The sequence below is a fragment of the Vibrio sp. B181a genome (assembly GCF_030248375.1).
GTDB classification, from domain to species: Bacteria; Pseudomonadota; Gammaproteobacteria; order Enterobacterales; family Vibrionaceae; genus Vibrio; species Vibrio campbellii.
Genome location: NZ_JAHGAD010000047.1, coordinates 31,304 through 56,599, shown reverse-complemented (window position 1 = coordinate 56,599; position 25,296 = coordinate 31,304). Strand labels below are relative to the sequence as shown.

The following is a 25,296-nucleotide window of genomic DNA, read 5'->3' as shown; positions in this document are numbered from 1 at the left end:
ATGACCAAAGGCGCTCTGGTAAACTCTGCGCTCCAAAAATTATGAGGTTTATCATGTCCGTTAATTTCGCTGATCTTGGCATTGAACAACAGTTGGTTGATACCCTAAGCGGTATGAATATTGTTACTCCGACACCTGTTCAAGAAAAGTCGATTCCACACGTATTGGAAGGCAAAGATCTCCTGGCTGCTGCGCAAACAGGTACTGGCAAAACTGCCGCATTTGGCTTACCTATCATCCAATCGGTTCAGCAGAAGAAACGTAACGGCGCACCACAAGCACTCATTCTTGTACCTACGCGAGAGCTTGCTCAACAAGTTATGGATAACCTGACTCAGTACGCAGCAAATACGGACCTTAAGATTGTTTGTGTTTATGGTGGTACGAGCATCGGCGTTCAAAAGAAAAAGTTGGAAGAGGGCGCAGATATTCTTATCGCGACGCCAGGTCGCTTACTGGATCACTTGTTTAACGGCAATGTAATCATCGCTAAAACGGGCATTCTTGTACTTGATGAAGCAGACCGCATGTTAGACATGGGTTTCTGGCCAGATCTGCAACGCATTCTTCGTCGTTTACCTCAAGACAAACAAACCATGCTGTTCTCAGCAACGTTTGAGAAGCGCATTAAAACCATTGCTTATAAGCTGATGGACTCCCCAGTCGAAGTGGAAGTGTCGCCAGCCAACACTACGGCAGAAACTGTTAAGCAGATGGTTTATCCAGTTGATAAAAAGCGTAAACGTGAGCTATTGGCTTACTTAATTGGTTCTCGTAACTGGCAACAAGTGCTTGTCTTTACAAAAACCAAGCAAGGGAGTGATGAGCTAGCAAAAGAGCTTAAACTGGATGGGATCAAAGCGGTCTCTATCAACGGCGACAAATCTCAAGGTGCTCGTCAACGTGCTCTTGATGAATTTAAAGCAGGTAAAGTACGTGCGTTAATCGCAACCGATGTGGCTGCTCGTGGTCTGGACATTCAAGAGCTAGAGCAAGTGGTGAACTTCGATATGCCGTTTAAAGCCGAAGATTATGTTCATCGTATCGGGCGTACAGGTCGCGCTGGTAAATCAGGCTTGGCGGTTTCTTTAATGAGCCGCGACGAAGAGTACTTATTGACGGCGATTGAAAACCTACTTGACCAACGTTTACCGCAAGAATGGTTAGAAGGTTTCGAACCGAGTTTAATCGAAGAGGTTGAGCCAGAGCGTAATGGTGGTGGTCGCCGTAAGAGTCGCTCTTCGGAAAAACGTAAGATGAAAGCGAAACTCGCTATTCATAAAAACCGCGGTAAAAACCGAAAATAAAAGGTGATGGCGGTTATCAATGACTTTGATTACGCCGTCTTAACTTCTTGGTAGGCTTCAAGTGTTTGAGGCATCGCCAGTAAATAGCCTTGATACATATCGAAACCGAGCTTTTTCATTAAATTAAGTTGATGTTCGGTTTCAATTCCTTCTATAACGGTTTTTGAGCGAATATCTTTTGCCAAAGACAATGCTTTCATCAAACACGCAAAGTCGCCACTCTCATATCGCAACAGTAATGATCGGTCTATTTTGATGATGTTTGGTCTTACGCATTTCACGCGTTCAACCGTTGAGGCGTCAACTCCGTAGTCATCGATGGCAAGCATATAGCCGTTATCACTGAGTTCTTTCGTTGCTTTATAGAGAAAGTTCTCGTCACTCGCATCCAACTCCACTAATTCCATCACGATTTGTTCACGGCGAAGATCTGCTTCGATGATGGCTTGCTTCAATAGGTTGCTGTACGACATGTCTTTCGCTAGCATTTCTGCTGCTTTAGGTAAGACATTAAGAAAAAGCTTTTTGTTGCTAAACTTGGATTGGCCAAAATTACTGATGTGGATCAGACGGCTTAATCGCTCGACATTAATTTGGTCTTTTACTGGGATGGTATTGGATTGGAAAAATTGGTCTGGTCTTATCATTTGTCCGTCTTGGTTACTAATACGAACCAGAGCTTCAAGGCCGATGATAGAAAGATCTCTCTGATAAATAGGTTGAAACACACTCCTCAGCGTCAGTTGCTTGTAGTGTGCAATATACTGCCCATCTAATTGTTTTGAAATGCAGCCAAGCAGCTGCGTGATGCTCATCATTATTGTTGTAACCTAGACCAAGATACTTCCACTGATGCTTAACTGATTGTTGTGCATCTAGTTTTACTACAGTAGTTTGAATCTAATTGTGGCAGTGGGGTTAAGGCAAGAGAGTTAGCGTTGATTGAACAGAAATATCGACCAGCATCAAACAAATCGATGAACGGGCTGATAATCTACCCGTTGCAATTTGATGCTACCACTGTAAGACCGCATAAAGTTGAAGGTATTTTCGAACCAGTTGTTGCTTGTTCGATCGGCGCAAAGGATGGCCAAATTTAATGTAGCAAGGACTAATACCAAAGCGCGTATCAAGTGAGCGGGTCAGCTGTGACTCGCTTGTGTAAAGCGTAATGCCTTGTTCTGTGTATTCAGTGATTGGCTCAGGAAGTTCACCCATCCACCAGTGCAAAAGTTCGCGGCTAGTTTTGCTGCGACTGATCCAGTGGTCACTGACTAAAAACAACAAGTCGTTGGGCTGTAGGGCATAGCCATATTCGCTTTGCCATTCCATGATGGAAGAGAGCAAGTTCTCTCGACAAGAATTACCAGCACTCACCATATGATGACTTAATACCCAAACTGTGCCTATCTCAGAGGTGATTCGATAATGGTGAGGCAAGTCGGGAGAATCAAGTACTTCAATGGGTTTGATGACACTGCTGTGGCCAAAGTGACGAAACGTATGTTCCATTCGTCTTGCGAAGGCCATTCCTAGATGGTGTTCGCTCATTCCTTGGTTATGCACCGCAGGATAATGCTTCTCACAAAGTTTGAGGCAATCGTCCTGAAAATCATTGACACTTTGGATGACTAAGTCGAGTAGCAAAGAATATCCCTTAACGGTTAACAAATTGAACGGCGAAAGGTTAGCATAGTCCTTTTAGGATAGACTAATTTCGATAGGCAACTTCTTGATCTAAACATCAAAATTGATAATAGAGTTCCGCAGGTAAAATATGATCAAACTAGAAAGAGCACAAAAAGAAGCGTTGGCAGCCGCCATCCAAGAATATATGCAAGACGAGTTAGAAGTGGAAATCGGTCAATTTGATAGTGAGTTTTTGATTGATTTCATCACGGAGAAACTGGCGCCTTTTTATTACAACAAAGGCATTGAGGACGCAAAAGCCGTTATTGAACGACGTATGCTTGAGATGAATGATGAACTGTATGAGATCGAGCAAGAAGTTCAACTCTAACTGTCCGTTTTTAAAGTAATTTAAAGTTCCTTCTAATTTTTCGAACAAGTTGTTTGAAAAGGTATTATTGGTTGGATGTAAAGGATGGTAAATAATCTGTTTCATACAAGGTAAATAAGTTAATGTTGTGTTTCTTGCTCAACATCAACTTAGGAATATATCTAGGAACGTGAGATGGAAACACTGGTAAAGAACTACAACCTACCTGCGCGATTTATGCATTGGCTATCGGCGCTTTGCATTATCGGCTTATTTGCTGTGGGTTTGTGGATGGTCGATCTTAGCTATTACAGTGAATGGTATCGCACTGCACCACATTATCACCGCTCTGTGGGCATTTTATTAGCAATCCTCACTTTGGCACGCATCGTATGGAAACATGTGACGGCGTCACCAAAAGTGGAAGGGAAACCTTATGAAGTCGTTGCCGCGAAAGCCGCGCATGGTGTGATGTATCTATTACTCATCACTATCTTTATTTCAGGTTACCTCATCTCAACATCTGATGGTCGTGGAATCGAAGTATTTAATTGGTTCACGGTGCCAGGCGCAGGGGAGTTATTCCCGAGCCAGTCGGATATTGCAGGTGAAATTCACTTCTACGCAGCTTGGGCTGTAATCCTAATGGCAGGTTTACACGCTGTTGCTGCACTAAAACATCACTTTATCGATAAAGACAACACATTAAGAAAAATGTTAGGAGCTTCAAAATGAAAAAGTCACTTTTCGCTACAGGATTAGCAATCGCTATGGCACTACCGTTTGGTGCTAACGCTGCAGATTATGTTATCGATACAAAAGGTGCTCACGCATCAATCAACTTCAAAGTTAGCCACCTAGGTTACAGCTTCATCAAAGGTCGTTTTAATACATTTTCTGGTGACTTTTCTTTTGATGAAAAAAACATCGCTGACTCTAAAGTAAACGTAGTGGTTGATACGACAAGCCTTGACTCAAACCATGCTGAGCGCGACAAGCACATCCGTAGCGGCGACTTCATCGACGCAGGCAAATACAGCGAAGCGACGTTCAAGAGTACAAAAGTTGTAGACAAAGGCAACGGTAAGCTTGACGTAACGGGTGATCTGACTCTTCACGGTGTAACGAAACCAATCACAATCGAAGCGGAATTTGTTGGTGCAGGTAACGACCCATGGGGTGGTGAGCGTGCTGGTTTCATCGGTCAAACTCGTCTTGAGCTTGCTGATTTTGAAATTCCAGTAATGGGTTCTTCAAGCTACGTTGATATGGAACTGCACATCGAAGGTGTTAAGAAGTAACTTCTCGTTCTTCACCATATACCTCGTTCTTAACGACATAAATGCAGAAAGCGCTCTTAAATAAGAGCGCTTTTTTATTGGTGCCAACTTGTCTTGCTAGTTGCTAGTTGCTAGTTGCTAGTTGTTAGTTGTAATAGTTTTATGCCGTTTCTAGAACGTTATCTTCAACTAGGTTTAGACGCTCGCCATAAACTGGACGTAGTGCTTTAAGTACTTCGTTACGTGTCACCACGCCAACCATCAAACCATTTTCTAGTACAGGAAGCACTTGAGGCTTACTTACTTTGATGCTCTTAGCGCGCTCTTCTAAAGAAAGAGAAGTAAAGCGTGTTGCCATGCCCATGCTTGTCGTTGGGTAAAGTTGGTCTTTATCGATGCATAGGAATTCAACCACATCCACCAATCGGTCATTTGCATCAATGGCTACTACGTCACGGCTCATCAAATCGACAACTTTTTGTTCTTGGGCTGGAATGTAATCTTGGCACCATAATTCAACCATAACGTCGTGTGCTGAGAAGAAACCAACCAAACGGTTTTCAATGTCAACAACAGGTGCACTGATTAGATTGTTGTCCAATAGGGTATCTAGTGCAGTTGATACTGGCATTTCTACGCTCAGAGTAACTGGGCTCGGGTTCATGATCTCTTTTACAATCGATGCGTTTTTCATAGTGCGTTCCTTAACTGACGTGAGTGTTGTAGTGTTTGTAATTGATGCAACTTTTGCTGCTTTAAGTTCTGGTCGACGGTAGATACACCAGTTAGCTAAGCCAACTAATACGGCGCCACCAACGATGTTGCCTAGGGTTACTGGAATTAGGTTTGCAGTAATAAAGTGACCGACATTTAAATCTGCATATTGAGAAGCCGGTACGCCAACTGCTGTCCAGAAAGATTCCGGTGCGAAGTTTGCGATAACGATACCTAGCGGCACCATAAACATGTTTGCTACACAGTGCTCAAAGCCACTGCTGACGAACATTGCTACTGGCATGATGGTCATTGCTGCTTTTGTCATTGCGTTTGCAGAGCTGAATGTCAGCCAAATAGCAAGACAAACCAATAAGTTACATAAAATGCCCAACGCAAAAGCTTGTACCAATGTGTGGTGTAGCTTGTGTTGTGCGATGTTTAGTGCGTTTAAGCCCCATTGACCCGCATCCATTTGGTACAAGCCTGCAGCGCTTACCAATGCAAGTAGGAACATTGCACCGATGAAGTTACCCACATAAACCTTGCCCCAAATCGACAGCATTTTACCGAATGAGATTTGTTTGTTTGCCCATGAGATGCTCGAAAGCACTGAGCTGGTAAACAACTCACCACCGCAAATAACGATGAGTATCAAACCCATACTGAATGCTAAACCACCCGCAAGACGGCTAAGACCCCAACCTGCATCCGCACTACCTGTTGTCACTGTGATGTAAAACAAGAATGCTAAACCGATGAATGCGCCTGCCATAATTGCCAAACCCAGTGTCATGCCGCTGGTTTTGTTTGCTTTACTAAGTGCAAACTTCTCAGCTTCAGCCATCATTTCTTTTGGAGAGAAATACTGGTTATTTTGAGAGCTGGTCACCGCCATAATGACTCCTTAGTCTGTGGTTCCATATGAACTCCTTGGTTAGTGAAATCGAGACGTTGTCTGTACTCGAAAGTGAAGGTGTTATTGTTTTTTGTTGCGGTGTTCCCGAACCGCATATCCAGATTAAGCAGGTCAGAGCTACAGGTAAAATTGATAATATTTAGAATCCTCATCAAATAATTTGATAAGTTTTTAAAGGCAGGTAAAATGAACCTCATTGCGTATCAGCGCATGTATTTTGGGGTTGCGAGAGTATGGGGAATACTCGCCAATTAGGGAGGAAACTTTGCGCTACTCACTTAAGCAATTAGCGGTATTTGACGCAGTTGCAGACACCGGCAGTGTAAGCCAGGCCGCGGATAAACTGGCTCTGACACAATCGGCGACGAGCATGTCGCTTGCTCAGTTAGAAAAAATGCTTGGCAGACCTTTATTTGAAAGGCAAGGCAAGCAAATGGCTTTAACGCATTGGGGGATGTGGTTAAGACCAAAAGCAAAGCGTTTACTGCAAGACGCGTTACAAATTGAAATGGGTTTTTACGAGCAACATTTGTTGAGTGGACACATTCGATTAGGCGCAAGTCAAACTCCAGCAGAGCACCTAGTACCTGACCTTATCAGTATCATTGATAATGATTTTCCAGAGATGCGTATCTCTCTCGGCGTACAGAGTACTCAGGCCGTCATCGATGGCGTTTTGGATTACCGCTATGATCTGGGCGTCATTGAAGGTCGCTGCGACGATAACCGTTTACACCAAGAAATTTGGTGCCGAGACCACCTTACTGTAGTCGCAGCGTCGCATCATCCATTTGCGCGTAACTCATCGGTGAGCTTAGCTCAACTTGAACAAGCAAAATGGGTATTGCGAGAACATGGTTCAGGTACCCGCAAGATTTTTGATAGCTCTATTCACCATCTTATTGAAGATTTAGACGTGTGGCGGGAATACGAACACGTTCCAGTATTAAGAAGTTTGGTATCAAACGGGCAGTATTTGACGTGTCTGCCTTATCTTGATGTAGAACGTTACATTGAAGCAGGGGATTTGGTGGCGTTAAATGTACCTGATCTCAAGATGGATCGAACCTTATCGTTTATCTGGCGAGCAGATATGGCGGAAAACCCGTTAGTGGACTGTATCAAGCGTGAAGGGTTACGCATGATGAAAGGCAAACCTTCTGTGCTTTAAGCGATATTCGTAATAACTTGCTGTTATTTTAGAAAAGGCTCTGCATCTCGCAGGGCCTTTTTGTCATTTATTGCTCATTTTGCCCAATTGATTGTGATTTTGTTATTTTCGAAATATGTTGATTTATCGGTTGCGTCAAATTTTATGTGTAAAACATGCAACGTAATAAGGGGTTAATGAGATCTTGATCACCGAAGTTAGTGGGGGATATGCCTAGTATTGACTGCCTGATTTCAATGTATGAAGGCAGTTTTCAAACCAAATGGTGCGAAACTAACGAAGCGGGTAAGAATACCATGACCACACTTTTAGCTATTTCAATTACAACTGGCATTCTCTCTGGCGTATGGGGTTGGATCGCTATCTCCCTTGGCCTGTTATCTTGGGCTGGCTTTCTTGGCTGTACGAGTTACTTTGCGTCCCCGACAAGTGGCTTGAAAGGGCTAGCAGAAAGCTTGATTACCAATATGACAGGTGTTTTCTGGGCGATGGTTATCATCTATGGCTCGACTTACGTAGGTATGGAGATCATCGGATACGTAATTACAGCTATCGTAGCGTTCTTCATGTGTATTCAAGCGAAACAAGCTTGGTTAGCGTACATCCCTGGTACTTTCATTGGCTCATGCGCGACTTTTGCTGCAGACGGCAATTGGCAACTTGTGGTGCCATCGCTGATTTTAGGTGGCGTGTTTGGTTACCTAATGAAAGCAACAGGTCTTTGGTTGCATGCGAAATCAGCCACTACTTCTTCGCTCGCAGAGCAAGTACAGTAGTGAACCCCCGATCTTATTTGTATCCGCTGTGTATTGAGACTTATCCCGGTCAATACTGTTAATCAAAATTACTGATTCTTGATACAAGCACACCTAATTGGTGTGCTTTTTTTTGTCTGTCTATTTTGGGGTATCGCTCTTTACGTATTCCCATTTGCCATAGTTACCACGCGTTTTAGCGTCCAGCGCAAAAGCACGGGGATGCAATCTACGCCACGTTCTTCGCAATGGGCAACAATTGCGAGTGCGAGATCCGGTTTTGCTTGTTTCTTCAAAACGCGGTTTACGACTTTCTTAGCTGGGATTGGATGATCATGAGGAACTTTGATGATGTCCTTAAAGAAAATTTCAAAGCCATTGTTATAGAGGAAGTGCTCGATATCTCTATCGGGTAGCTCGGTAAGGCGATGACGCTCTTGGTCGTTATTTAAATGGGCTCTCACTGTGTGCGCGTATTTTTTACCAGCCGGGTCGCCGTCAGTCACCACATGCCAGTCGATACCAAACTCTTGCGCCACTTTAACTAATGACTTCAGACCCGATTGGGCAAATTCAACGATTTGAACCCCTTCCGCTGCGAGATCATAACCGCACTGGCGTGCCAACTCGTTAAATAGCCAGACTTCCGTTTCTCCTTCGACCAATAACCAGCAACGGGCAAATAGGGCGCCGGCGCGATGAAAACGAATATGGAAACCAATACGTCGTAATTGGTCGACACTAAAGCGATTAGTATTGAGCGATTTTGCGATGGTTCGATCCGACAAGCGAACCAAACGACGAATTGATGCCAAAGGTACAGAGCCAAGTAAACGCGCACTGTTTGTGGTGAGGATCTTCTGCATTGGTAATAACTGCAACAAACTCCAAGCGCGAGATAAGTGAGTCGGGTGCAAACGACCCTCTGGATCTTCAATGATCAAGATGGGGCGAGCGCAACGTCTTAAATCGGTGGGACCTTTTGCTTGTAGGTACGCGTTCAACAACCCCATAAGTAGCAGTCGGGTTTGTTTGTTGTTTGTTTCCCTTAAAAACTGCGACAATCCTTTTTCTGCTGACGGACTGGCGTAGAACAAGCCATCTCGCGGTTTTCTCGGGTGACCTTTTTTCACACTTCGGAATGCAAAGTAGTGCTCGACCAGAGTGTGCATTGAATCAAGGCTGCTGCGCACTTCACCTTTGTTAACATGACCAGGCATGGCAAATAGGCGGCGGCAGGTGTTATTGATGCGCTTCTCGATGCGAGCGTTCTTGTTGTCACCATTGATGTGATTTGGCTCAGGGAAACGGCGAGAGTCACGCAATCGGATCACGGGATGCAGTGTCATCAACTCTATTGCGAGTTTTTCAGAATGGTGCAGCTGCTTGGCTTCACCATCGGAGTCCAAGAATGCGTATTTGGTGGTGATGTTATGCCCGTCTCTGCTTGCGCTTAAACGGTAATAAATCACATGCTCATTATTTTCGTTAACACACCATGTTGGTTTAATTCGTCTGTAGCGCCCAGCATTTACTTCTTGCTTATCCTGCGCTTTGAAGCAAAGTACGATTTGAAGGTGCTGGGTTTGTGGGTGTGATATTGCGTAGTCGACGTGAAAGTCCGTCATTTGGAACTGATAAAGAGAACCGTCAGCGGGCAGGGCGAGAGACAAAGCGTCAAGTAGGGAAGACTTACCCCATGTATTCTCACCGATCAAAGTTGTCAGTTCGTCAAAAGAGAGTGAAAGGCGTTTGATGCCTCTAAACCCAGAGATTTCGATGCGTTCTAGTCTCATCTCACTCCTCCTTGCAATTATTTGAATTATCGAGAGTTCTTTTGCTCCTCATAAGCATATATGAAATTGATCATGTCAAGTTAAGCTCAGTTCACAAAATTAAGAGCATTCATCCTATGAATAAAGACCGATTAGGCGTAAAGTCACTTTCAAACTTGTACGCAAGATGAATCTTGATCACGTTAAAATGAAATGACAATTTCTCTGTTTCATAAAATTCATGATTCTGTCATGATTCAGTTCTAATAATTAAAAGGAATGAAAAGAGAGAAGATGACGATGAATAAAAATCATAAGCCAGTCAGAATCAAATTGGCACACATCAATGACACTCATTCCTACTTTGAGCCAACGTCATTACAGCTAAAACTCAATATCGATAACGAAAGAACACTAGAACCTTACGTGAGTGCTGGTGGCTTTTCACGTATTGCGACTCGCGTAGAACAGTTACGCGACGACGCGCAACGTCAAGGTCAGGGCATGTTATTTCTTCATGCAGGTGACTGTTTCCAAGGCACTCTGTATTTTTCGTTATTCAAAGGCAAAGCAAACGCCGACCTATTAAACGCGCTTAACATTGATGCGATGGCATTAGGCAATCACGAACTCGACATGGGTAATGAGCCGGTTGCTCTGTTTTGTCAGCGTACGCACTTCCCATTGCTCGCGGGCAACTGGGTTCTGTCGAACGAATTGCCTAATAAAGAACATCGCATGGGCGATTGCGATAACGTGCTAAGTTTCGATACTGACACCCAAAGCGCGCAATACCTAGTGAAAGAGTTTCACGGAGAGAAAGTTGCTATCTTTGGTCTGTCTATCGACAAGATGAGCGATATTGCTAACCCTGATGTTGATACACCATTTATCAACGCAATCGAAACCGCAAAGCATACCGTTGAAGAAATCCACCAAGCCGGTATCAAAAATATCATTCTTTTAAGTCATTTAGGCTATGAAGGGGATTTAGAGCTCGCAGCACAAGTGGATGGCATTGGTATCATTGTTGGTGGCCATAGTCATAGGTTACAAGGTAACTTTACGTCTATTGGCTTAGGCGAAGATGATCCTTATGGCATCAAAGTCAACGATACTTATGTGGTTCAGGCTGGCTATCATGCATTAACCATGGGGCACTGTGTACTTGAGTTTGATGAACACGGCAAAGCAACCATGTTAAGTGGTCAAAATGAATTGCTGTTGGGACGTCGAATTTTCTGGGATTCAACGCTTAATGAACAACTAGACCAAGGCGTTTTTGAAGAAGCGTGTGACTTTATCCACGGTCAACCCAATGTGGTTGTTTGTAAAAAGCACCCAGAGACACAAGCCATTTTAAGAGACAAATATATCCCCCGAGTGCGTAAGCTTCAGTCTCAAGTGATTGCCAATGTCGCAGAGAAGAAGCGCCATATTCGCATTCCGGATGAATTCGGTGGCAGTGAACTTGCCCCTTCCGTTGCGCATTCTTTCTTATATGCGCTCAACAAGCGTGGCCATAAGGTTCAATTTGCCATTCATAATGCGGGAGGCGTGCGTACATCTCTCAACCCAGGGAATATTACTGTGGCAGATGTTGCCGGACGATTGTTGCCATTTGCCGTTCCGATTGGTTGCTATGAGGTGCAAGGAAAAGCCGTTCGCTTGGCATTGGAAGGTGCGATCAACAATGCACTCAACAATGGGGTTGAAGGTACAGGTTCTGGCAGCTACCCATACACACATAATTTGAATTTTGAATATCAAGCTGATGCACCGAAGGGACAACGCATTAAAAACCTTGAGGTATTCGATGGCAATCGTTGGTGCGAAATGGAAGACGAATCTTGGTATTGTGGCGCTTCTTCTGCATACACAATGAAAGGTAAAGAAGGCTATGAAGCACTGCTCAACATGAAGGGTGAAGGCTTTGTCAGCAACCTTTCCATGGCAGATTGCTTTATCGAGTTACTAACGGATGAACCAAACTGTCTGAACCGAGGTCACAAACTTTACTCTCAGAGAAACCAGTAACGACTATTGGTATCTTTTTTGCTTTCTTTCTAATGCACATGCGATTAAGAGGGAAGAGAGTATGTGGAAGAAAGATTGGGCTGATGCTGCGGTTGTCGTAGCATGGGTAGCAGTTTGGTCAACACTGGTTTATTTTGTACCGTTAACTGGTTTTTAAAGACCGACTATTCAACAAATGAGGGGCGCATAAGTGCTCCTTTTTTGTATCTGAACGGCTTCAAATTCATGACGTTGATAAACATTCTTCACAAAATACTTTGTTGTTATCGATAACGATTTTTTGTTGGAGATCCCGCAGTGCAGGCGTATGATGGCGGCGTTTGGGGAGTAGTTAGCGCAAGTTTATTTATCGTCATCTCGTTAAGCATCAGCTTATCCGGTAAATAAAGGTGTCACCTGATTCATCAAGTGATCACTTCAACGAGACCAACGCATTCATTGGCTGGCGGACACATAGGTAATGTGACTGCTGGTTTGTATTGTTTGCGGAAGGTCAGCCCGAATAATGTCCTTCCGCATGGGAGGAAGCATGTCTCTTATCGAAAATACCACCCAATTAACCCAGTCTGTTCCACTGCAAGAATCACTGACAATGTACGGTGTATTCGGCCTATTTACTTTGGTTTTAGTCGCTCTCGATATTTATCAGACTCGTGGCGGCGTCATTACCATGAAAAAGGCGATTGGTTGGAGCGTATTCTGGTTCTTATTAGCGTTTGTCTTTGCAGGCTCAATCTATTTCTTTTGGGATTATTACGCGCCTCATAGCGTTTATACCCATGAAAAAGCAACCATATCATTCTTAACTGGTTACTTGCTTGAGAAGTCTTTAAGTGTCGACAACCTATTTGTGTTTGCGATTATCTTTGCTCAATACAAGGTGCCAGAGCATTTGCGCCCACGTGCTCTATTGTGGGGTGTGATTGGTGCGCTTGTTCTACGTGCAATTATGATTGCAGTCGGTGCTCAACTTCTAGCGCAATACCACTGGGTACTTTACCTATTTGCTGCGTTCCTCATTTGGACGGGTATTAAGCTGGCACGCGATAAAGGTGAAGAAGAAGAGGTGAACCCATATCCAGAGCAGTTCATTCGTAAGTTCTTACCAGTGACGGACGAATATCAAGGTAACCACCTGATCTTGAAACAAGCAGGTAAATGGGTCGCTACGCCAATGCTGATCGTTGTTGGTGTGATTGCTGTAATGGACGTAATGTTCGCACTGGATTCGATCCCAGCAATCTTTGCGGTAACGCGTGAACCATTCCTAGTTTTGGCGGCTAACGTGTTTGCTCTACTGGGCTTACGTTCTCTGTACTTTGTATTGCAGGCAATGTTGGATAAGTTTGTGTACCTAAAACCAGCGCTTTCAGTGATCATGATGTTCATTGGTGTGAAGATGCTATTGGTAGGTACCCAGTACGAAATTCCAACCGTTTGGTCTTTGACCTTCCTGGTGACAGTGATGACAACCGCGGTTATTGCTTCTATCTATAAGAACAGAGAAAGCGATAGTTCTAGCGTTAATATTACTAATCAAAACTCTTAAGTATTTTGTAAATTTGAAATCCTTAAAAAGATTGTTTAGTTAATTAAATGTTGCAAATTAACTTGGGTTTACACACATAAATCCAAGTTATTCAACTAAAGATTGGCTTTATTGAATGGATATGCAGTTTGTTGGGTTTTGTATTCTTAGTGTTTGTAATGGATTTGTTTTATAAGAAAAACTAATCTGAAAAACCAAATTTTGTCATTTTTTGCTCAAAGAAAAAATGACTAATATACAACCAACAAAACAAATTACTGCTTTATAGAGAGGCAATCATGGCACAAGCAATGCAAATGACAAATGTAGCTTTACCAACCTCTATGGATAAGAAAACCTACTCGGTTAACTTCAAAGGATTGATTGCTCACTTACTGGATATTCTTTTCGTAGATAACTCTGCACCTCGCAGCTACTACGCTGAAGACTTATCTGCACACATTCAGAAAGACATCGGTATGTACCGTTAATCTGAGTGAAAAGCGAATTCGAAATGCCGGCTTAATCGCCGGCATTTTTGTATCTGCAATTTACACTTTCACTAAATCTACGCTTTCATCAAAGAGTGGAGCGGCTACCTTTATTCTTCAAGGGAGCGCTTCCAATCTGACAGGGCTTTGATGTGTTCTGGACCAATTCCGCAACATCCTCCCACAACGCTTGCTCCGCGCAGGTACCATTCTTGCGCGAAAGCTAGGTATTCCTCTGGCGTCAGTTCTCGCATCGATTGTAATGCGCTGTTGGCTTCATGGTTAGATTTGATAGCGGTGAAGTTGTTCGCGTACACCCCAATTTCAATATCAAGATTGTGCTGGTCTAAAACTGTTTTGGTATCGCTGACAGCTTTTGCCATCCCTTCAGGTACCGAGCAGTTAAAGTAAATGCTGATGGTATGGTCGGTTTGTTTGCTTTGTGTAAGTTGCTCAATGGCTTGTGTAACGGTTTCCCCTGAACGTAAAAGTGCGGTTTCCAATGAATCGTCGCTAAGGGAAAAAGCGTAAGCGGTAGGTTTGGCGCAATTTGCAAAGACGCTTTGCAAACATTTGAGCTCTTTTAGGCTACAGATGGTTTCGGCGATCCAAAGGTCAACATATTCATTTTGTGCTTCAAATAAAGTTTGGAAAATGGCTTTGCCTTGAATTGGCTCAAAAAGGTCAGGGCGGTAGCTACCGAACGCGGGAGGAATACAACCCGCAACTCGAACAGGGGTGTCTGACTTATCAGCGCATTCACGCGCAATTTTGGCCGCAAAGCGTGCTAGCTTACTGCCTTGTTGATCGTAAAGTTCTTGACCAAGGTGGAAAGGTACACAGGCGTAGCTGTTCGCAATGATGATCTCTGCTCCCGCTTGGATAAAGTTGTTATGTGCTTGGTAAACGAATTCTGGTGCTTCAATCAGAGCCTGTGCGCTCCAAAGCGGTTGAGAGAATGGGGCGCCCATGCGTTTAAGCTCTCGTCCCATGCCGCCATCAAGGATGGTTAACTTCTTCATACTACAATCCATCTTATTTTCTTCCTTTCCGAACCTTAATCGAAAATGCTTAAGAGCGAAAGCGTTGCGTCAGGTGGCTCAAAGGAAGGGAGAGGAAGACAAGAGGATGCAAAAACGAAAACGGGGTTCCAATTGGAACCCCGTTTAATCTCGAAAGTAATGTTGAAATTACTTCTTACGGCAGTACTCAGCGATCACGTACATTGACTGACCACCGTTTGCCTTACCTGAAACAAGTTTAGGATCATCACCAAGGCTGATACCGCGAATAACAGTACCTTGTTTGATTACTTGGTTTGTACCTTTAACTGGTAGGTCTTTGATTACTGTTACGTCGTCACCTTTCTTAAGTTCAGTGCCGTTGCAGTCAACAGTTTTGTCGTCAGCAGACATACCTTTCATAGCCCAGTTCATTTGCTCTTCTTCCATGTACATCATGTCAAGAGCGTCTTGAGCCCAGCTTTCAGTGTTTAGGCGAGTAAGTTGGCGCCATGCAGTTACTTGTACCGCAGGAACCTGACTCCACATGCTGTCGTTCAAGCAGCGCCAGTGGTTAATGTCTTTAGGATCTTCGATCTCACCATGACACTTATCACAAACCATGATAGCAGTATCAACCGTTACGTTACCGTGTGGTGGCACAGCGTAAGCAGTTAGTTGAGATTCAGAAGAACACAGTTCACATTTTGACTCGCAGCGAGCAAGCAGAGTAGCTTCGATAGACATAAGGACTCACCTTAGTAATGTTTTTTGGTGGCGGTATTATCCACTTTATCCTGAGAAATAAAAGGGTGTTAGAGAATTAAAGGCGAGATTTTACAATATTCCAACCTGAAAGGAGTGAAGATGTAAAATATTGGCTAAACAAATAATATCTAGAATATAAATAAAGGTGTTGATTACTTCGAATGATGAATCAGTTGCATTGATTACTATTATTGATTGAGGCGAGAGTTCTGCAAGGTGAATGAGAAATGCCCCCTGATTTTCAGAGGGCATGGTGTTTTATCGTTCAATAATCTGTACGACTTTGTCTTTAGAAATGCTCATTTCTTTGCCATCTACGTCTTCATATTCGTACATGCCAGTATCTTCATTTAAGTCTGGTTTACCGTAAGAAGTGATGATTTTCCCTTCGTCCGTAGACATAAGATATTGGCTGCTGCCGCAAGCGACAAGAAGTAGTGCAGTGGCAATCACGGTCAATACGCGCATAGAGTTTTCCTTTTCAAACAAGTGAGTTAGATAAAGACAACGATTTAACTATAGCAGAGGAAGTTACTCAGGGTTTGATAGCGTAGAAACGAAAAAGCCCAGTCGAAACTGGGCTTTGGTTAGTTTACTTGTACTTATTTGCTTGCGTCCAATAAGCTAGATGTAACGGATAAACTACCATCACTATTGCCGTTCGTTAAAGTAAACTGAACAATTTGAGAGCTCATTTCTGCATGAGCAGGGCCTTCTTCAGCCGATCCAGGAGTGATGACTGTAGAGTGCTGTGCATTTGAAGACTCGTCAAAATACGAAGCTACTCGCGTACCTGATGCGTCCAGAGCGGTGTTTTCTAGTCCTAACTTACTAAACAGCGGTTCTGTACCTGCAGTAGGTGTTGTAGATACACTATTTGGGATCGTGTTGTCCCCATTAGCTTGAATGCCTAAAACTGAGCCGGTAACTTGAGATGCCATGTTGAAAGGATCTACGTTATCAAGAACAGTTTGTGCAGCATATGTGAATGAGGTTAGCGTTGCATCAATGATAGCTTTTGTAGAGGCGTCGGCGATTTCATCGTAAAACTTGTTGTAGCAAGTTCCAGGATCGATACCCTCTGCAGCACACGTTGTAGCGTAGTAGCTCGTATATTCTTCTACTGAAGATGCGACGACGCTGTGTTTAATTACAGGAGCGAATGAGCCAGATTCAAGCAGAAATGGCGCAATGCCGCCACCTGGGTTTGCTAATGTTGCTGTTGTATAGCTAAACATTGGGTCAACCGGGCTGTTAAGTGAAGTATTTGCAACAGCGTATGAACTGATACCCGTAATAGCGCCAATTGAATGACCAATAAGTGACACATTATCCTCATTTACAGTCGAGAACGCCGCTTCTGATGGCCCAACATAATTCATTGCATATCTTAATCCCATTCCATCTATTGCACCTTGACGAATGTTATCGCGCGCTACAGGTAGATATTCTAGGTTCATGAATACAGTAGGGTTGGATGGCGTAGTAACGATTTCTTCAGATAGACCTCGCTGACCATGCAGAGGTTGGTCAATAGCTATTAAAGCATACGGAATCTTGCCAGTTTGCACTGCAGTGCTGATATGACTTAGAGCTAAAGCATATGCGCTTTCTTTAAGGTTTGTAATCCCATGCTGGTACTGAAGTAATGGTACGTTGTCAGTACCCATGCCTTTTGGTACGAACATGATGAAAGGTACTTCTTTTACTGCTCTAATTTGAGGAACCGCACTATATTGTGTAAGGATTCGCTCTGCGTCTAGTTGATTACCATTAGCTAGCGTCAATTCCGAGCCAACCAGTAAGGCTTGATATTGAGGAATCAAAAGTTGATCCGGCAATGACGTAAAGCCTAACGCAATCAGTTGTTCAGAAATTGCAGCTTTATCAGCATCGGAGCCTGAACTTAGAGTGTTAAGGATCTTGAAAATGCTAGGCATACCACTTCGCCATGGCTGCATTTTCCACGCATCGCCATCAACTTGATCGCTTAGGAAATAAGGAAGTTTTACGGTACCACGATAGACTTCAATAGAGTCGAGAGTTGGAGCCATAGTCAGCGCGTCATAATTCGCTTTCAAAAGAGCCGCGCTATCTGTTCCAAACGCACTTGCAAATAGAGGATCGTTTGTTACGGCATCGCCGAAATTAACGCCAGTATCATCGGCATCAATGGTGTATAGGCTATTCAAGTCATCTGTTGAAATGTTATTAGGGTTAGCAGTGCCTTTCCATACCCCGGCTGGTTTTATTTCCGGGTTAATCGAAGTGGCAATAGCTGCTTTAGTCCCTTGCATCACGTTACCAGCAGAAGCGGTTGTGAACCAAGATGAATAGATGATTTGGTCTTTACTTTCTACTTGTCCATTTTCTGCAAACGTGTTTTCAATGTTCCAAATTACTTGTTGAGGCGCAGCAAGCGTTCCCGTTTGAGCCGTGGCTGTTTTTAAACTCGCGTATGAAGTAGATGTACCAAGACTCGCATTGTTACTGTCTTTGATTGACTCAGTAAGCGCGTAAATGTAGTTAGAGGCAGGATCAAAACCTTTCAGAGGTATAACATTAATACTCTTTAAGTCTGTGCTAACAGCAAGGAAGTCAACGCCGGGAGTCAGAGGTTGGAAGTTGCTGATTGCCCCCGTTGACAGGTCTACATCAACTTTTGCAACACGTACCCCGCTGTTTAAGTTTTGACTAAAAGGTGAGCCGTTTACTAAGACGATGTCATTTAGTAGCGTAACACCTTCCTTTAAATTTAAATCAAACGAGAAGGGCATCATTGTGCTCCAACCGTCAGATTCACCCATTGCTACAACAGGGTTATCCAATCCAGTGGACTCGCCTCTTGGAACAGGAATATTAAGAGTATGATCTGTTGTGTCAAATAGTAGGAAAGAAGGTAAAGGTACTGCGGCATTCACACCTTGAAGTACAAAGTCTATCGAAGCGTCACGCCCGAGAAGCTCTTGAACACTATCTTCAAACACTGGGCTATCTGATGTTCCAGAGCTAGATGTATCGTCACCACAACCTGCTAGAAGAATAGCAGAACAAAGAAGTGATAGTTTGAATGTTTGTTTCATTGGTTTACTCCTTTAATTCTGATTATTTGAAGATGTAGTTCACTTGAACAGCACTGATGTAAGCAGTACCTTCTGAATCGAACGTTATCTCTTCTTTCAATGCGTTAGTTTCAGTAAATGAGCCAGACTTACTCTTAACAAAAGCAAAACCTGCATCGAAGGTTAGGTTTTCTTTCATTGCATAAGTCACGCCTGCGCTGTACCAGAAACGATCGCTATCAGGAATACTCAATGTTGCTTCGCCTGCTTGCTCGTCATAAGCAATGCCAGCTCGCAGTGTCCATTCGCTATTCAGCGTGTAAGTACCACCGAAGGAGTAACGGTTGTTGTCTTCGTATTTTTCTGGTTTGTAGAAACATTGACCAGCTGTCCCGTCATCACATTGAGGACTGGTCGCTTTTAGCTCTTTAAAGGTGCTCCAGTCTGTCTGTTGCCAACCATAGTGGATCGCCCACTTGTCGTTTAGTTGGTGGAATGCAGAAAGTTCGATGATAGACGGAAGCGAAATTTGTAGTCGACCATCGACTTTTGGAGCTGTTGCAATAGCAGACTTGTAACTACTGAACTCTCCATCATCAAAATCCAAATCGACTTTAGAGCGGTAGCCGAAACCAAAACGGTTGTTTTCGTTGAATTCGTAAAGAGCACCAATGTTCCAACCCCAGGCAAAAGTGTCACCCTCCATACCTATCAGGTTATCGGATTTATTGCCACCGTATACTTTTACAAGGTCGCCCTTGTGACGAGTCAATTCAGCATGGGCATAAACAAGGTTAATACCACCACCAACACTAAACTGTTCATTGATACGGTAAGCAATGTTTGGGTTGATATTTACAGACAGTAAAGCAGTATCGCCTGCCATATCTCCGGCAGTAATGTCGTCTGGGTAATCAGTAGCGACACCGTAGGTCGTGAACATGCCAATACCCCAAGACCATTGATCATTAATAGGGCTAATGTAGTAGCCAGCAGGGACGATTTGCAGCGGAGCTACGTCTTTTGCGTGTTCATTGTTAACGGTGTCGTAGACGTTAACTTCAGGGTCGACGATTGACAGCGCGCCTGAAAATTGAGCTTCTTTAAAAAGTGTCATCGCAGCTGGGTTTCGTGCTAAAACGCTGGCGTTATCCGCAACCGCGCCTTCACCTGAAAATGCTCTACCAAGACCAGATGCTGAATGTTCAGCTACCTGAAAGCCCGCAGCTTGGGCATTACACGCAAACAATATTGAAATTGTCAGCAGAGAGCAGTGCTTCTTGTTCATCCTTGACCCTCCTAGGGTGTCATTATAATAGACCGAAGTCTTTGTATTTGTTGTGTGCCTTTTACACCAGTTGCTGTCGGTTCGCGTTACAACTGCAATGTAAATATAATGTTAATTGTATGTTTATTAACTTGTCAAAGATCACGCCTATATTACGTTTTAAATTTGATGCATAGGTCAAACCGCAATCAATAAGGCCATGTATTATCGTGATATTTTTTTGAAGAATGGTATGACCAGAGTTGTTTTGTAAATCTTATGGTTAAAAGCTAATCAAATACGTGTTGTTAACATGGTTTGCGTTCTATTCCATTACAGGCATAATTCGCACTTTGTGTTTGTCGCATTGGAAATCGCGTTGGAATTACTACACATTGAATTTTTAGGAAAGCCATTGAGGCTCGAAGGCTCTATGGCAGGTTGGCAACAGCTGTTTTGGGATAACACTCTGGTTTCACAAATCGCAGCCAGTGATGATGAGACTGGGAAGTCGCTGCATGAATTTAAACTTTCATCTGGTGAGGAAGTTCTGCATTGCCAATTGAGCTGTGAATTAAACTGGCAACCGTTTGATTTTAAATACCAAGCGAGCGTCAATGAAACGCTTGTGACTGAAGGGCGTCGTGGCGAGAAGGACATCGAACGCCAAGTGCCAGTTGAAGCGCCACCAGCAGAAAAACGTTTTAGCTTAATAGGCCTCGTCTCGCTTGGAATGAAAGCGCTAAAAAGCGCCAAAGTGATCAAGGTTGCGTTAGCATCCGCAAGTTTGGCTGCTTATTCTTGGTTGTTTTCGATTGAGTTTGCGTTGGCTTTGGTTGCGTGTCTGGTATTCCACGAATATGGTCATATCCGTGCGATGAAGTACTTTGGCATGAAGACGAAAGGCATTTACTTAATTCCATTCTTGGGCGGCTTGGCGCTGAGCGATGAAAAGATAAACACGCGTTGGCAAGATGTGGTTATCTCCATCATGGGGCCGTTCTTTGGTTTGGTGCTCAGCATTATGTTCACCGTCTTGTATTGGATGACCGGTGAGATGATCTTTGCAGGATTGGCCGTATTTAACGCCTTGTTAAACCTATTCAACCTATTGCCAATTTTGCCGTTAGATGGCGGGCATGTACTTAAAAGCATAACCTTTTCAATGAACACATGGATAGGTTTGGCCGGTAGTATTGTCACGGCGTTGCTCGGTATCTACATCAGCTATACCTTCGGCTTAACACTGCTTGGTTTCTTGTTGATGATGGGAATGCTCGAAGTGGTAATGGAATGGCGAACTCGCCATCATAGCCACTTATTGCCATTAACACGTTATGGTCAGCTGTTTTCGTTTGCGTGGTACTTGGTATCGGTTGGCGGTTTTATCGCAATCATTTGGTACTTCGCAGGGTTAGGCGATAGCTTGTTAAGTTTGCCTCTGCAGATCCTCGGCACTTAAAGCATAAGTCTATCTATAAAAATAAAGCTCCATTACGGAGCTTTATTTTTTAGAACTGCATTCACTACTCATTTAAACTAACCACATCTTGGCGCTTTCGCATTCGACGCTGGTAACGTTTTTATGGTTGCCTGTAAGTCTTTGATGCGAGTGCTGTGTGATGGGTGAGTAGAGAAGAACTCCGGCGGTTGTCCACCACCCGCAGCAGCCATGTTTTTCCAAAGATCAACGCTTTCATTTGGATCGAAGCCCGCTTTCGCCATGTAGCCTAAACCCACAATATCAGCTTCTGATTCTTGAGTGCGGCCATAAGGAAGTATCACACCGTACTGAACACCGACACCAAGTGCTGCCATGGTCATCTGTTGATACTCTTTGTATTCAGAGGCACCAATCGCGACGTTAGCTAGCGACAACCCCGCGTTTGCTAGTTGGCTTTGAGACAAACGCTCATTACTGTGGTCTGCTAAAACGTGTGCTACTTCGTGGCCAATAACCGTTGCAAGTTGGTCTTGGTTTTTCGCTACTTTCAGCAATCCAGTGTAAACGCCGATTTTACCGCCGGGTAGGGCAAATGCGTTGACTTGGTCACTATCAAACACCACAACCTCCCAATTTTTAAACCCTGCTTGAGGCGGGATCGTATCGGTAATTTGCTTGGCAACACATTGAACATATGCGTTGACCTTTTTATCTTTGCTTATCGGAATTTCTTGCTTCATCTGATCAAAAGATTTAGCACCGAGCGAAGACATCTCTTGATCGGAAAACATAAGAATTTGATTTCGACCAGTCGGTGAGGAACTGCATGCCGTTAAGCCAGTTATTGTCAAAAGCACTGAGGCTTTAATCCATGTTCTCATAATGGGGTCCATATAAATATTTTCTGTTTTGTAGCAATAGTATAACGCTTCGTAAAGAAACGTTAAGTCATTATGTTGATCACGTTGAGACTTGCGTTTGACCTTGAAGTCACAATGCGATCAGGACTATGCTAGGCGCACTTTTCATAGATAAATCGCCCAGTGCAATACGGGGCGAGATAAGAGCGAAAAATGAGTATTTGGAAAAAGCCAATCGATCTAGACATTCTTAACGCGACGTCGAAAAACACCATGATGGAGCACCTGCAAATCGTCTATACCGATTTTACGGATGACTCACTCACTGCGACCATGCCAGTTTGCAGCTTTACACATCAGCCTCTTGGGATGCTTCATGGTGGCGCTTCTGTTGTACTTGCAGAGACGCTGGGGTCACTGGCTGCCAATTTCTGTGTTGGTGAGGGCAGTTACTGCGTTGGGCTGGACATCAATGCGAACCATATTCGAGCCATGCGCAGCGGGCACGTTATTGGCACGGCGAAGCCGGTTCACTTGGGGGTATCGACTCAAGTATGGCAAATCGAAATCACGGATGAACGCGGACGTTTGGTTTGCACGAGCCGTTTGACGATTGCCGTAAAACATCCAAAAGAAAAAACGGTTCAATAAGAGAATACACATATGGTTATTGAATTCTCTTTAGGAAAAATTATCGCAACGCAGCGTGAAGTCGTGATTAAGCTATCCGGCAATGGGATGGTTACATTGCAAGCTCAAACCGATGCTATTCAGCTGCTTGGTCGCGGTGCTAACGTGGTTTTGGCGCATGGTGCGGAAACCAAATGGTCGATCAAACTCGACGATGAAGATCAATTACGCCACCTAGCGCAAGAAATTGGTATCGACATTCAATAATTTGCACGTCGGAGTTTGCACTTTCCGTAAAAAATGAGGAAACTTAGTTTATCGTTATGAAAACTAAAATTTCCTCTTTATGAGTAGCCCTCGTTTACGCGTTCAGTTCGAAACGCTGTTTGAAAAGTTCTCTGGTAATGACACGGAAGTGCAACTCGAAGACATTACCGAAGCACTCTTTTGTACCCGCCGCAACGCTCGAATCGTTCTTAATAAGTTAGAAGAAGAAGGCTGGATCGAATGGCATCCTGCCGCAGGTCGTGGAAAACTCTCTAAACTGGTTTTTAAGCGCAATCGCAGTGATGTCAGTGAAAACCTTGCACGTCGTTACTTAGACGAAGGCAAAATCGGGCAGGCGTTAGAGGCGTTAGATAATGACGCAGCTAAACTCACTCAAGTGATTCAAGGCTACCTCGGCTTACAACACCGTCAAGGCGAGCAGGTCGTCCGTTTACCTTACTATCGCCCACTTGCGATGTTGAACCCGCAAAAACCGATGCGCCGCTCTGAGCAGCATATTGCGCGCCAAGTGTTTAGTGGCTTAACTAAGCTAGATGACAATGAGCAACTTCAACCAGACCTTGCCCATTATTGGGAAGCGCTCTCAGATACCCATTGGCGTTTTTACTTACGCCGTGGTGTTCGTTTCCATAATGGGGAACTGCTCACGACCGATTGCGTGATTGAAAGCATCAGCGTATTAAGCGAATTGAATCTATTCTCACACATTGAAAAAGTCGTTTCGCCTGAACCTTGGACAGTCGATATTCATCTTGTTCGTCCTGATAAGTACCTGCCGCTTGCTCTGAGTGAGTCTCAAGCCAAAGTCCTTTTGCCAAACAATATGCGTTCGGAAGAGTTTGATAGAAAGCCCGTAGGAACTGGGCCGTTTCAAGTGAAAGTCAACGATGACAAACGTTTAATTTTGACGGCATTCGATGGCTACTTCGGGCTACGTCCGCTCTTGGATCAAGTCGAGGTATGGGTGATCGACGAGGCATATTCCTCGATGGTGTATCCAAGCCTGACCAAACCACAAATGGACAAACAAGCATCGACGGACGAAGTCGAGCTCGATCCGGGCTGTACATTCTTATTACTGAATAAAAATACAGGTATTGCGAGAGACCCGCGTTGGGCGGAGTTTTTAAGCCAAACACTGAACAGTTACCAAGTGTATGCCCATGTTCCTCAAGACAAGGTAATCGAGCTCGGTGTCCTGCAAGCGTTTGGTCTAAAGCCGGGCTGGATAGACCTTAGGCCGACCATTGCCGGTGAAGCCCCTCAGAAAGACAAAGCCATTTGTGTCGCTTATCAAAAGAAGCATCCGATGTTTCCGGTCATCGCAAAGGCGATTAGAACCTTATTAAAACCTCATGGTATTGATGTTGAATTTTTTCGTTATGACACGCAACCTCCATCACCAGAAGAGGTTGATATCTGGATTAAAGCCATGGGGATTGCCACTAACCGTAACGATGCGTTAGCTGGATGGTTACTGGATTACAGCGACATCGACAAGTTTAGTGCAGGTTATGATTTCTCTGGTTGGGCTGGGCTGGTGGACCAATGGCGAGCAGGGCAACATGCTGATTTCCCCGCTCGAGAACTGGGAAGGCAACTTGTGAAAAGCTGCCAGGTGATCCCAATGTTCCACTGTTGGTTAGGCGTGAACAAAGACCACAGTGGTGCACTACAGAATGCCAAGTGCAATGCCCTTGGTTGGTTTGATTTCAGCAACGTGTGGGTAAAACCAAAAATAGAGCAAGATGGCAAAACCGAATAAGAAACAACCGACCAAAACGGTCGAGATATATTGTGCGAAATGTAAGACGCAGCTGTTTAAATATCGAAAAGGCGGCAAAGGCGCGCTGGTGAAGTGTTTCAAAGAGCGCATTGTAGAAGACTTCACTCAGACACCTTGCATTTGCCCGGGTTGTGAACAAGAGTTTGCAAGAGATACGTTAGTAAGAGGAACACCTGCCTACAAGATGATCGGCGGCAAGGTGACGATGAAATAA

General features: G+C 44.0%; 24 protein-coding genes. 14 read left to right on the top strand and 10 right to left on the bottom strand.

The features are described 5' to 3' along the window. The first annotated feature begins 53 nt into the window (after window positions 1–53). A complete protein-coding gene (locus KIO97_RS20685; protein ID WP_045376560.1) occupies window positions 54–1,307 on the top strand; it encodes a DEAD/DEAH box helicase in 1,254 nt (417 codons plus the stop codon). Between the two features lie 29 nt (window positions 1,308–1,336). On the opposite strand, the gene KIO97_RS20680 is transcribed toward KIO97_RS20685, so the two are convergent. Then, window positions 1,337–2,125 carry an EAL domain-containing protein gene (locus KIO97_RS20680; protein WP_285383826.1) on the bottom strand — a complete coding sequence of 263 codons (789 nt, stop codon included), beginning with the start codon at window positions 2,123–2,125 and terminating at the stop codon, window positions 1,337–1,339. 196 nt (window positions 2,126–2,321) lie between these two features. Then, window positions 2,322–2,954 (bottom strand): hypothetical protein, encoded by a 633-nt coding sequence (locus KIO97_RS20675; RefSeq protein ID WP_050918831.1) that lies wholly within the window; start codon window positions 2,952–2,954, stop codon window positions 2,322–2,324. Window positions 2,955–3,084: 130 nt separating this feature from the next. Between KIO97_RS20675 and KIO97_RS20670 the strand changes: the two genes are divergently transcribed. The 3 genes from KIO97_RS20670 (at window position 3,085) to KIO97_RS20660 (ending at window position 4,607) form a co-directional block, all read left to right on the top strand. Next, window positions 3,085–3,327 carry a DUF2164 domain-containing protein gene (locus KIO97_RS20670; protein ID WP_005530834.1) on the top strand — a complete coding sequence of 81 codons (243 nt, stop codon included), beginning with the start codon at window positions 3,085–3,087 and terminating at the stop codon, window positions 3,325–3,327. A 174-nt stretch (window positions 3,328–3,501) separates the two neighbouring features. Beyond that, the gene (locus KIO97_RS20665) at window positions 3,502–4,041 is read left to right on the top strand and encodes a cytochrome b (RefSeq protein ID WP_038889248.1); all 540 of its coding nucleotides are present in this window, start codon (window positions 3,502–3,504) and stop codon (window positions 4,039–4,041) included. Further along, complete coding sequence (locus KIO97_RS20660; RefSeq protein ID WP_038889246.1) at window positions 4,038–4,607, top strand: YceI family protein; 570 nt, start codon at window positions 4,038–4,040, stop codon at window positions 4,605–4,607. The genes KIO97_RS20665 and KIO97_RS20660 overlap by 4 nt, the downstream gene beginning before the upstream one ends. 139 nt (window positions 4,608–4,746) lie before the next feature. On the opposite strand, the gene focA is transcribed toward KIO97_RS20660, so the two are convergent. Then, complete coding sequence (gene focA / locus KIO97_RS20655; RefSeq protein WP_045395829.1) at window positions 4,747–6,198, bottom strand: formate transporter FocA; 1,452 nt, start codon at window positions 6,196–6,198, stop codon at window positions 4,747–4,749. A 286-nt stretch (window positions 6,199–6,484) separates the two neighbouring features. Here focA and KIO97_RS20650 point away from each other — a divergent pair, with 286 nt between their 5' ends. Both KIO97_RS20650 and KIO97_RS20645 read left to right on the top strand, forming a co-directional pair. Then, window positions 6,485–7,390 (top strand): LysR substrate-binding domain-containing protein, encoded by a 906-nt coding sequence (locus KIO97_RS20650; RefSeq protein ID WP_005425005.1) that lies wholly within the window; start codon window positions 6,485–6,487, stop codon window positions 7,388–7,390. 296 nt (window positions 7,391–7,686) lie between these two features. Beyond that, window positions 7,687–8,166 carry a DUF1097 domain-containing protein gene (locus KIO97_RS20645; protein ID WP_045395979.1) on the top strand — a complete coding sequence of 160 codons (480 nt, stop codon included), beginning with the start codon at window positions 7,687–7,689 and terminating at the stop codon, window positions 8,164–8,166. A 140-nt stretch (window positions 8,167–8,306) separates the two neighbouring features. Here KIO97_RS20645 and KIO97_RS20640 read toward each other — a convergent pair whose 3' ends face one another. Continuing rightward, window positions 8,307–9,941 (bottom strand): DUF2813 domain-containing protein, encoded by a 1,635-nt coding sequence (locus KIO97_RS20640; protein WP_005425003.1) that lies wholly within the window; start codon window positions 9,939–9,941, stop codon window positions 8,307–8,309. Window positions 9,942–10,214: 273 nt separating this feature from the next. Here KIO97_RS20640 and KIO97_RS20635 point away from each other — a divergent pair, with 273 nt between their 5' ends. The 3 genes from KIO97_RS20635 (at window position 10,215) to KIO97_RS20625 (ending at window position 13,976) form a co-directional block, all read left to right on the top strand. After that, window positions 10,215–11,957, top strand: a complete 1,743-nt coding sequence (locus KIO97_RS20635; protein WP_285383825.1) for a bifunctional UDP-sugar hydrolase/5'-nucleotidase — start codon at window positions 10,215–10,217, stop codon at window positions 11,955–11,957. A gap of 529 nt (window positions 11,958–12,486) precedes the next feature. Further along, window positions 12,487–13,506: a TerC family protein gene (locus tag KIO97_RS20630; protein WP_005424998.1), complete on the top strand. Its 1,020-nt coding sequence runs from the start codon at window positions 12,487–12,489 to the stop codon at window positions 13,504–13,506. 278 nt (window positions 13,507–13,784) lie between these two features. Then, window positions 13,785–13,976: a hypothetical protein gene (locus KIO97_RS20625; RefSeq protein ID WP_005424996.1), complete on the top strand. Its 192-nt coding sequence runs from the start codon at window positions 13,785–13,787 to the stop codon at window positions 13,974–13,976. A gap of 110 nt (window positions 13,977–14,086) precedes the next feature. Here the strand turns inward: KIO97_RS20625 and KIO97_RS20620 are convergent, their stop codons facing one another. The 5 genes from KIO97_RS20620 to KIO97_RS20600 all read right to left on the bottom strand — a co-directional run bounded on the left by KIO97_RS20620 (window position 14,087) and on the right by KIO97_RS20600 (window position 20,095). Further along, window positions 14,087–14,998 (bottom strand): homocysteine S-methyltransferase family protein, encoded by a 912-nt coding sequence (locus KIO97_RS20620; protein ID WP_285383824.1) that lies wholly within the window; start codon window positions 14,996–14,998, stop codon window positions 14,087–14,089. A 168-nt stretch (window positions 14,999–15,166) separates the two neighbouring features. Next, window positions 15,167–15,724 (bottom strand): PhnA domain-containing protein, encoded by a 558-nt coding sequence (locus KIO97_RS20615; RefSeq protein ID WP_010451854.1) that lies wholly within the window; start codon window positions 15,722–15,724, stop codon window positions 15,167–15,169. Window positions 15,725–16,003: 279 nt separating this feature from the next. Continuing rightward, window positions 16,004–16,213, bottom strand: coding sequence for a YgdI/YgdR family lipoprotein (locus tag KIO97_RS20610; RefSeq protein ID WP_012129402.1), 210 nt, complete (start codon window positions 16,211–16,213; stop codon window positions 16,004–16,006). A gap of 134 nt (window positions 16,214–16,347) precedes the next feature. Further along, window positions 16,348–18,828 (bottom strand): VolA/Pla-1 family phospholipase, encoded by a 2,481-nt coding sequence (locus KIO97_RS20605; protein ID WP_285383823.1) that lies wholly within the window; start codon window positions 18,826–18,828, stop codon window positions 16,348–16,350. Window positions 18,829–18,850: 22 nt separating this feature from the next. Then, entirely contained in the window at window positions 18,851–20,095 is a 1,245-nt protein-coding gene (locus tag KIO97_RS20600; protein WP_285383822.1) for an outer membrane protein transport protein, read from the bottom strand. Between the two features lie 412 nt (window positions 20,096–20,507). Here KIO97_RS20600 and KIO97_RS20595 point away from each other — a divergent pair, with 412 nt between their 5' ends. Next, entirely contained in the window at window positions 20,508–21,536 is a 1,029-nt protein-coding gene (locus KIO97_RS20595; RefSeq protein ID WP_285383848.1) for a site-2 protease family protein, read from the top strand. 77 nt (window positions 21,537–21,613) lie between these two features. On the opposite strand, the gene KIO97_RS20590 is transcribed toward KIO97_RS20595, so the two are convergent. Then, a complete protein-coding gene (locus KIO97_RS20590) occupies window positions 21,614–22,399 on the bottom strand; it encodes a M48 family metallopeptidase (protein ID WP_285383821.1) in 786 nt (261 codons plus the stop codon). A gap of 192 nt (window positions 22,400–22,591) precedes the next feature. Between KIO97_RS20590 and KIO97_RS20585 the strand changes: the two genes are divergently transcribed. The 4 genes from KIO97_RS20585 to KIO97_RS20570 all read left to right on the top strand — a co-directional run bounded on the left by KIO97_RS20585 (window position 22,592) and on the right by KIO97_RS20570 (window position 25,296). Further along, entirely contained in the window at window positions 22,592–23,029 is a 438-nt protein-coding gene (locus tag KIO97_RS20585) for a hotdog fold thioesterase (RefSeq protein WP_012129397.1), read from the top strand. A gap of 12 nt (window positions 23,030–23,041) precedes the next feature. Further along, the gene (locus KIO97_RS20580; RefSeq protein WP_005424989.1) at window positions 23,042–23,275 is read left to right on the top strand and encodes a DUF3389 domain-containing protein; all 234 of its coding nucleotides are present in this window, start codon (window positions 23,042–23,044) and stop codon (window positions 23,273–23,275) included. 79 nt (window positions 23,276–23,354) lie between these two features. Continuing rightward, window positions 23,355–25,061: an SgrR family transcriptional regulator gene (locus KIO97_RS20575; protein WP_285383820.1), complete on the top strand. Its 1,707-nt coding sequence runs from the start codon at window positions 23,355–23,357 to the stop codon at window positions 25,059–25,061. Continuing rightward, window positions 25,045–25,296: a hypothetical protein gene (locus KIO97_RS20570; protein WP_005531301.1), complete on the top strand. Its 252-nt coding sequence runs from the start codon at window positions 25,045–25,047 to the stop codon at window positions 25,294–25,296. The genes KIO97_RS20575 and KIO97_RS20570 overlap by 17 nt, the downstream gene beginning before the upstream one ends.

Coding starts and splice junctions, on each gene's coding strand:
- KIO97_RS20570 (WP_005531301.1), top strand. CDS start 25,045: ATGGCAAAACCGAATAAGAAACAACCGACCAAAACGGTCGAGATATAT.
- KIO97_RS20625 (WP_005424996.1), top strand. CDS start 13,785: ATGGCACAAGCAATGCAAATGACAAATGTAGCTTTACCAACCTCTATG.
- KIO97_RS20615 (WP_010451854.1), bottom strand. CDS start 15,724: ATGTCTATCGAAGCTACTCTGCTTGCTCGCTGCGAGTCAAAATGTGAA.
- KIO97_RS20670 (WP_005530834.1), top strand. CDS start 3,085: ATGATCAAACTAGAAAGAGCACAAAAAGAAGCGTTGGCAGCCGCCATC.
- KIO97_RS20595 (WP_285383848.1), top strand. CDS start 20,508: ATGGCAGGTTGGCAACAGCTGTTTTGGGATAACACTCTGGTTTCACAA.
- focA (WP_045395829.1), bottom strand. CDS start 6,198: ATGGCGGTGACCAGCTCTCAAAATAACCAGTATTTCTCTCCAAAAGAA.
- KIO97_RS20585 (WP_012129397.1), top strand. CDS start 22,592: ATGAGTATTTGGAAAAAGCCAATCGATCTAGACATTCTTAACGCGACG.
- KIO97_RS20610 (WP_012129402.1), bottom strand. CDS start 16,213: ATGCGCGTATTGACCGTGATTGCCACTGCACTACTTCTTGTCGCTTGC.
- KIO97_RS20680 (WP_285383826.1), bottom strand. CDS start 2,125: ATGATGAGCATCACGCAGCTGCTTGGCTGCATTTCAAAACAATTAGAT.
- KIO97_RS20665 (WP_038889248.1), top strand. CDS start 3,502: ATGGAAACACTGGTAAAGAACTACAACCTACCTGCGCGATTTATGCAT.
- KIO97_RS20600 (WP_285383822.1), bottom strand. CDS start 20,095: ATGAACAAGAAGCACTGCTCTCTGCTGACAATTTCAATATTGTTTGCG.
- KIO97_RS20640 (WP_005425003.1), bottom strand. CDS start 9,941: ATGAGACTAGAACGCATCGAAATCTCTGGGTTTAGAGGCATCAAACGC.
- KIO97_RS20575 (WP_285383820.1), top strand. CDS start 23,355: ATGAGTAGCCCTCGTTTACGCGTTCAGTTCGAAACGCTGTTTGAAAAG.
- KIO97_RS20660 (WP_038889246.1), top strand. CDS start 4,038: ATGAAAAAGTCACTTTTCGCTACAGGATTAGCAATCGCTATGGCACTA.
- KIO97_RS20580 (WP_005424989.1), top strand. CDS start 23,042: ATGGTTATTGAATTCTCTTTAGGAAAAATTATCGCAACGCAGCGTGAA.
- KIO97_RS20630 (WP_005424998.1), top strand. CDS start 12,487: ATGTCTCTTATCGAAAATACCACCCAATTAACCCAGTCTGTTCCACTG.
- KIO97_RS20620 (WP_285383824.1), bottom strand. CDS start 14,998: ATGAAGAAGTTAACCATCCTTGATGGCGGCATGGGACGAGAGCTTAAA.
- KIO97_RS20645 (WP_045395979.1), top strand. CDS start 7,687: ATGACCACACTTTTAGCTATTTCAATTACAACTGGCATTCTCTCTGGC.
- KIO97_RS20590 (WP_285383821.1), bottom strand. CDS start 22,399: ATGAGAACATGGATTAAAGCCTCAGTGCTTTTGACAATAACTGGCTTA.
- KIO97_RS20605 (WP_285383823.1), bottom strand. CDS start 18,828: ATGAAACAAACATTCAAACTATCACTTCTTTGTTCTGCTATTCTTCTA.
- KIO97_RS20635 (WP_285383825.1), top strand. CDS start 10,215: ATGACGATGAATAAAAATCATAAGCCAGTCAGAATCAAATTGGCACAC.
- KIO97_RS20685 (WP_045376560.1), top strand. CDS start 54: ATGTCCGTTAATTTCGCTGATCTTGGCATTGAACAACAGTTGGTTGAT.